The organism is Arthrobacter sp. Y3223166 (assembly GCF_059090935.1).
Map to the genome: position 1 here is coordinate 36,738 of NZ_JBNHGE010000027.1, position 6,713 is coordinate 43,450.

6 protein-coding genes and 1 tRNA gene are annotated in these 6,713 nt (G+C 67.3%); 3 read left to right on the forward strand and 4 right to left on the reverse strand.

Features of this window, described 5'->3' with window-relative positions; all coding sequences use genetic code 11:
• Positions 1-38: 38 nt before the first annotated feature.
• Positions 39-1,067 (forward strand): LacI family DNA-binding transcriptional regulator, encoded by a 1,029-nt coding sequence (locus tag AC5RUH_RS12200; RefSeq protein WP_494128708.1) that lies wholly within the window; start codon positions 39-41, stop codon positions 1,065-1,067.
• 129 nt (positions 1,068-1,196) lie between these two features.
• Positions 1,197-2,477, forward strand: coding sequence for an MFS transporter (locus AC5RUH_RS12205; protein WP_494128709.1), 1,281 nt, complete (start codon positions 1,197-1,199; stop codon positions 2,475-2,477).
• A 182-nt stretch (positions 2,478-2,659) separates the two neighbouring features.
• Here the strand turns inward: AC5RUH_RS12205 and AC5RUH_RS12210 are convergent, their stop codons facing one another.
• The 4 genes from AC5RUH_RS12210 to AC5RUH_RS12225 all read right to left on the reverse strand — a co-directional run bounded on the left by AC5RUH_RS12210 (position 2,660) and on the right by AC5RUH_RS12225 (position 5,802).
• Entirely contained in the window at positions 2,660-3,058 is a 399-nt protein-coding gene (locus AC5RUH_RS12210; protein ID WP_494023912.1) for an ectoine synthase, read from the reverse strand.
• Between the two features lie 50 nt (positions 3,059-3,108).
• Entirely contained in the window at positions 3,109-4,380 is a 1,272-nt protein-coding gene (gene ectB, locus AC5RUH_RS12215; protein ID WP_494128710.1) for a diaminobutyrate--2-oxoglutarate transaminase, read from the reverse strand.
• A 133-nt stretch (positions 4,381-4,513) separates the two neighbouring features.
• Complete coding sequence (ectA, locus tag AC5RUH_RS12220) at positions 4,514-5,023, reverse strand: diaminobutyrate acetyltransferase (RefSeq protein ID WP_494023914.1); 510 nt, start codon at positions 5,021-5,023, stop codon at positions 4,514-4,516.
• A gap of 706 nt (positions 5,024-5,729) precedes the next feature.
• A tRNA-Lys gene (locus tag AC5RUH_RS12225) sits at positions 5,730-5,802 on the reverse strand.
• Positions 5,803-5,993: 191 nt separating this feature from the next.
• Between AC5RUH_RS12225 and AC5RUH_RS12230 the strand changes: the two genes are divergently transcribed.
• Positions 5,994-6,641, forward strand: coding sequence for a hypothetical protein (locus tag AC5RUH_RS12230; RefSeq protein ID WP_494001952.1), 648 nt, complete (start codon positions 5,994-5,996; stop codon positions 6,639-6,641).
• Positions 6,642-6,713: the final 72 nt, after the last annotated feature.

The following is a 6,713-nucleotide window of genomic DNA, read 5'->3' on the forward strand; positions in this document are numbered from 1 at the left end:
TATGCAACCGTTATGACTTCAATCACGGAGGGCGGACGATGCGCCGGCGAGTCACCATCCACGATGTGGCCCAGGAAGCCGGCGTGTCCATCACCGCCGTCTCACACAGCCTGAACAACAAGGGCACGCTGTCGGCCGAAACCCGCGAGCGCGTGCGGCAGACGGCCGAAAGGCTGGGGTACCAGCCCGATCCGATGGCGCGGGGACTGCGCAACAGCCCGATCGGGGTCATTGGACTCATGCTCCGGCCGCTGGATTCGCTCGGAACGTATCGCCCGCACGGCGTGGACTACTTCACCAGGCTCTCCGGGGCCGTTGCCGTGGAGTGCCTGGAGCGCGGGCTGAGCGTCATGCTCGTCCGGGACCTGACGCGGTTGCCGCGCTCCCCGCTCGCCTTGTCGCTGGACGGCTACATCATTGACGATCCGCTCGAGGAGGATCCGGTCATCGACCTGTTAATGGGGCTGGCCGCTCCTTTCGTCACCATTGGACGCGATCCTGCACGGCCCGACTTTCTCGATTGGGTCGGTTCCCACGACTCGGAAGAGACGGAGGCAGTGCTGTCCAGGTTCCACCGATCCGGGGCACGCTCCATCTGCCTCATCACAGGCATGGACCGCAACGCCTGGAACCTCGACTCCACGGCGGCCTACCGCAGCTGGGCAGCGCGTCACGGGATGAAGCCACGCATCGCCATCCGGCCGGAGTCCGACGGCGTCGACGGCGGCAGGGCCGCCATGCAGGAACTGCTGGACGCCGGCGAGGCAATGCCGGACGCTGTCTACTGCCTGACCGGGCGGCACGCGCGCGGCGCCCTGGAGGAACTGGCGGCGCGGGGCATCGCCGTGCCCGGGCAGGTCCAGCTGATCGCCGGTTCGGATTCAGAACAGTCGCGCAACAGCAGCCCCGCGATCAGCGCCATCGATCTGGAACCGGAGCTCATCGCGGCGGCCGCGGTCAGCCATCTGTCCCGGAAAATGCTCGGGGAGTCCGGTATTCCGGCAAAGCTTTCCGCCAGGCTGATCCTGCGCGAGAGCACACTCGATTCCGGCAGCGACCGGACGTGACGGTGGCCCACCTTCCGCAGGATTCCAGCCGAAGGCGGGCCACCGCCGTCGTTGTCTATTCTGGCTGACGGAAGCTGAGATCGGCGGGTCCTTTGGCGAGCCCGTCGGCGGCGCTGGCAGACTGTTTAAATGACCCCCGAAGGCCGCGGCAAGGACGTCTTCCGGCTCCCCGGCTTCTTCGCGTGGTGGACCGCCGAGACCGTCTCCGAGTTCGGGGCGTATTTCACCACGGTGGCCCTGCAGGTACTGGTGGTCCTGACGCTCGGCGGGACGGCTGTGGAAGTGGGCCTGGTTAACGCCGCGCGCTGGCTGCCGTACGCCGTGCTGGGCCTGCTGGTCGGGGCGCTGATGGAACGGGGCCGACGTCGGCCGGTACTCATCGGCACGGACCTGGGCCGCGGGCTGCTGCTGGGCCTCATTCCGCTGCTCTGGTTGCTGGACCGTCTGGAGTTGCCGGTCCTGATCGCCTTCGTGGCCGGCTTCGGCGTACTGTCGCTGCTCAATGACTCTGCATCGCAATCGTTCCTGCCGCGGTTGGTTCCACAACATGCACTGCTCCCGGCCAACGCCCGGCTGGACCAGAGTGCATCCGTGGCCCAGGCATCGGGACCGGCCTTGGCCGGCGGACTGGTCGCTCTGCTGGGACCCCCACTGGCGGTTCTGGTGAACTCGATGACTTATCTCTACTCGGCACTTGTGGTGAGTCTGTTGAAGACTCCCGAACCGGCCCCACCCGCCACCACTGGCAGGCAGAGCCTGTGGGCCGACATCGCCGAAGGTCTGCGCTTCACCTACCGGCATCGGATGCTCGGGCCGCTGACTCTTTCAACACACGGCTGGTTCCTTGCCAACGGCGTGCTGGTGACCGTCTTCGTTCCCTATGCGCTGCTTGGCCTGGGCCTCGGCCCCTTCGAATTCGGTGCGGTGCTGGCCTGCGCCGGAGTAGGGGCCCTGATTGGTGCGTCATTCTCCAGCAGGTGGGGCCTGTCTTGGGGAGCCGGCCGCGTGGTGATCGCCTGCCGGGCTTCGATGGCTGTCTCCTGGACGATCATCGCGACGGCCTCATTCATGGACGAACCCGGCCAGGCCATCTCCATCGTCGCCGTCGGACAATTGCTGTGCGGCCTCGCCATGGGTGCCGAGAACGCCAACGAGATGGGCTACCGGCAAGCCGTCACACCGGACCGGCTCCAAGCGCGAATGAACACCACAACACGGTCCATGAACCGCGCGATGATCGTTATTGGGGCCCCGCTAGGTGGTTTAGCCGCCGATGCGTGGAGCTACGCGCCGATCATCTGGGTGGCGGCGGCCTGCTTTGTGGTGGTGGCGGCAGGACTGGCGGTGTCCGATTTCCGCCACGCCCGCCACGGCGATCTCCCCGACGATCTCCCGCAACCGGCCGGCTAGAACCAGGCTTCCGGCAACACCTCGGGCATGCAAAAGCGGTGGCCCACCGTCCGCAGGTTTGCTGCGGAAGGCGGGCCACCGCCGTCGTCGTCTGCCGTCAGTTCAGTGACGGCATTCCGGTGCTACCGGCGGCCGGGGGTGACCCCCCGGGTGCCGATGCAGTCCGGGCGCACCTGCCGGACTCAGTTAGCCGGCTCGGCCTCGATAAGCGGGTACACGCCGTTCTCGTCGTGGACTTCCCGGCCGGTGACCGGCGGGTTGAACACGCAGGCCATGCGCAGTTCGGTGGTGGCGCGGACGGTGTGCTTCTCGTGCCCGTCCAGCAGGTACATGGTCCCGTCGCGCAGGTCGTGGACTTCGCCGGTGACCTCGTTGGTCAGCGTGCCCTCGCCCTGGACGCAGTAGACGGCCTCGATGTGGTTGGCGTAGTGGAACGTGGAGGTGGTGCCCGCGTAGATCACCGTGTCGTGGAAGGAAAAGCCCACGCCCTCTCCCGCCAGCACCATGCGCCGGCTCCGCCAGGTCTCGGACTTAACGTCGCGGTCGGTGTCGTTCAGGTCGTTCAGGTTGGTAACAAGCATCGGTACTCCTCGGATAGGAAGTCAGGAAGTTTCGTTGGGGGTGCGCGGGGCTAGAGGGCTCCGACCAGTTCCGGCACCGCGGTAACGGCGCGGGTCGCGTCGATCAGGATGTCCAGGCCGCGGTCCAGTTCGGCGGCGCTGATGGTCAGGGCCGGCATCAGCTTCACCACTTCGCCCTCGGGGCCGGATGTTTCCACCAGCAGCCCGTTGTCGTAGGCCTCGGCGGCGATCTTGCCGGCGGTTTCGTTCTCCGGGAACTTCACCCCGGCGAGCAGGCCGCGGCCGCGCACGCTGGCGCCCTCCACCAGACCGGCGATCCGCTCCAGCCCCTCGTGCAGCTGCACGGCCCGGGCCTGGATCTGTTTCTGGAACTCGCCGGTCCGCCAGTAGGTCTCCAGCGCCGCCGTGGCCGTCACGAACGCCGGGTTGTGCCCGCGGAAGGTGCCGTTGTGCTCGCCGGCTCCCCAGACGTCCAGCTCCGGGCGGAACAGGGTCAGCGCCATCGGCAGGCCGTAGCCGGAGATGGACTTGGACAGGCAGACGATGTCCGGGGTAATGCCGGCTTCCTCGAAGCTGAAGAACGTTCCGGTGCGGCCGCAGCCGGCCTGTACATCGTCGACGATCAGCAGGATCTCGTGCTTCTTGCACAGGTCGGCCAGGCCGCGCAGCCAGCCGGCGCGGGCGGCGTTGAGGCCGCCTTCGCCCTGGACGGTCTCCACGATGATGCCCGCCGGCTTGTCCACGCCCGAGCCGCTGTCCTCCAGCACGCGCTCCAGCCACAGGAAGTCTGCGGTTTCGCCGGAGAAGTAGTCGTCGTAGGGGATTTTGGAGCTGTTGGTCAGCGGGATGCCCGCGCCCCGGCGCTTCATCGAGTTTCCGGTCACCGACAACGAACCGAGCGTCATGCCGTGGAACGCGTTGGTGAAGGAGAGGATGTGCTGGCGGCCCGTCACCTTGCGGGCCAGCTTCAGGGCGGCCTCAACGGTGTTGGTGCCGGTGGGGCCGGGGAACATCACCTTGTAGTCGAGGTTCCGCGGCTCGAGGATGACCTCCCGGAAGGTCTCCAGGAACGTGCGCTTGGCCGGGGTCTTCATGTCCAGCGAGTGCACGACGGCGCCGCTGGCCAGGTACTCCAGCAGCGGCTGCAGCAGCTTCGGGTTGTTGTGGCCGTAGTTGAGCGCCCCGGCGCCGGAGAAGAAATCCCGGTAGGTGGTCCCGTCCTCGGCGGTCATGGTGCTGCCCTCGGCGCGGGTGAACACGGCGGGCCAGCTGCGGCAGTAGCCGCGGACCTCGGACTCGAGGGTCTCGAAAATGTCAGTCATGGAATACGCTTCCTTCCTCAGTGCGGCAGCGGGCGGGCCCGGGTAGGGGACAGCGCCACAGCAGCCGCAGGTCGCTTCATGCGGATGTGCGTTGGTGGAGGTTGTGCTTGGCCGGCCGCGGGGCCGGCGGGATTTAATTGAGCGGCCCGATCCGGAACAGGTACTCGGTGTCGTGCCCGTCCGGGTACAGCTCTTCGGTGAAGAGCGGTTCGCGTTCCATTGGCGCCTCCCGGCGCGACGCAAAGCCGGCAAACAGCCGGACGGAGGCCTCGTTGTCCGCCGTGATGGTGGTTTCCACCCGCTCGGCCAGGACTTGCCAGGCCAGACGGTCCAGCATGTCCGCCGCCAGCCTGCGGCCGCGGAACCGCCGGTCCACGGCCACCTGCCACACCATCAAGGTGCCCGGTTCGTCGGGGCGCATGTAGCCGGTGATGAAACCGGCCGGCTCGCCGTCCACCGTGGCGATGATCGACGTCTCGGCGAAGTCGCGGGTCCACAGCAGGTAGGAGTAGGACGAGTTCAGGTCCAAGACCTGGGAATCCCTGGCCATGCGCCACAGGGACTGCCCGTCGTTCAGGGTTGGTTTACGGAAGCTTGCTTCGATCCTCGGTCTGGTCTGGGTTTCTGCTAGTTCTTCAACCATCCCTTCAAACGTAACGAGATCAGAGCCGTTATCAACTCGAAACCTGCCGACTTGACAGCGGTTCGGACGCTTTCGCCGCCCCTGCCGCCAAGGTCGCATACCGCCGAATCCCTTGTGCCAGTTGCCCTCCGGCGGCATGACGATGGCGGCGTCCGGGCGCGCTTTTATCGTTACCATTTCGTGACCTTTGCTGTGTGACGACCGGCCGAAAGTGTAGTCTCAGCCGTGCAAAGGAGCGCCCGAGTGGCCGTTACCCGCGCCTTGGCACGACCCGCGGCCGGGATTCTCCACGCCGGGAAGCCCCGGCCGTTACGCGGCGCCTCGGCACGACCCGCGGCCGGGCTTCTACGGCCGGGAAGCCCCCCCCCGGAGGCCGTTACGCGCTCGGCACCGCCCGTGGCCGCGCTTCTCCACGCCGCCCCCGAGGCCGTTACCCGGCGCACTGGAGCCCGCCCGATCGCGTGAGTCGAGCAGGGTGCAGGCATTGAGGGCGGCGGGGTAAAGCGCCGTCGTGCCGTTGTCCATGTTTTGGAGCGCCCGTAGATATCAGCGCAGGTCACGCGCTGAAGGATAGCCAAGACGTGGACAGTTCGGCCTGAACGTGGACAAGTTTGCGTGACGTGGGCGGCTGACTCGGCCTGCAAGCGGGGGCGTCCCATGAAAAAAGCGGCTCCGACCGGCAAACCGGTCGAAGCCGCTTTCGCGGTGGGCCCTGCGGGGATCGAACCCGCGACCCGCGGATTAAAAGTCCGATGCTCTACCAACTGAGCTAAAGGCCCGCCAGCCGGTCCGCTTTGCTCTAGGTAGAAACCCAGGCGAGGTCGGATTTGGCCAGTTCCCAGTTTATCCCACCCATCGCCGCCCGCCCGAATCCGCCGGGCGCGCGCCTTGCCGGGCTGCCCCGGAACGTCCCGTCGCCGGGGGCCACGCCTCTCTGTACCGGCGTCAGGGGCGGGAGTAAGGTCGAGGCATGAGCCCGAACAACGGAAACGATGTCCCCCGGCCGCATAAGCCGAAGCCTTTCGCCCCGGTGGATTTTGAGGACTTCGCCGGGGGTGCCGACCCGGCACGCGTGTCCGAGGCAGCCCACCTCGCGGCTCAGGCCCTGGTGCACCGCGGGCGCGGCTCGGACGATCCCGAGGTAACCGCGAGGCTGGTCAAGTTGGCAGACCAACAGGGGCTCGAGGCCATTGCTGAAATGTGGGCTGAAAGCCCTGCCCGTTCCCTGCCGGGCGCGCTCTGGCGGCTGTACGCCCTGCGCGCCGCGGCCCAGTCGCATCCCGACAAGCTGGCAGCCTATTTCAAGGCCGGGACGGCATCGGCAGAAGTGTCCAAGGTCATCGCCGGAGTAGCTGAACCGCCCGGCGCCGACGAAGTCCGGGCCATGGCCGACACGATTCTCTCCGGGGCCTTCGACGGTGATTTCGATGTGGCCCTTGACCGGTCGGCGGCCTTTTGCCGGATCGTCGCGCTCGGCCAGACCCACCACGCCGACTCTGCCGAGTCCGCCAACGAGAACCATGCCACCAAGCTGACGCTCAATTCACACCGGCTCGTGAAGACCGCCGAGGATCTGGAAGCGGCCGCCGTCGCCTGGCGGCGCGGCGAGCTCGACTAGCGGCCCGACGGGCCAAGGGCCCGAAACGCCGTCGCCTGGCGGCGCGGCGCGCACGACCAGCCGGCCGTCGTC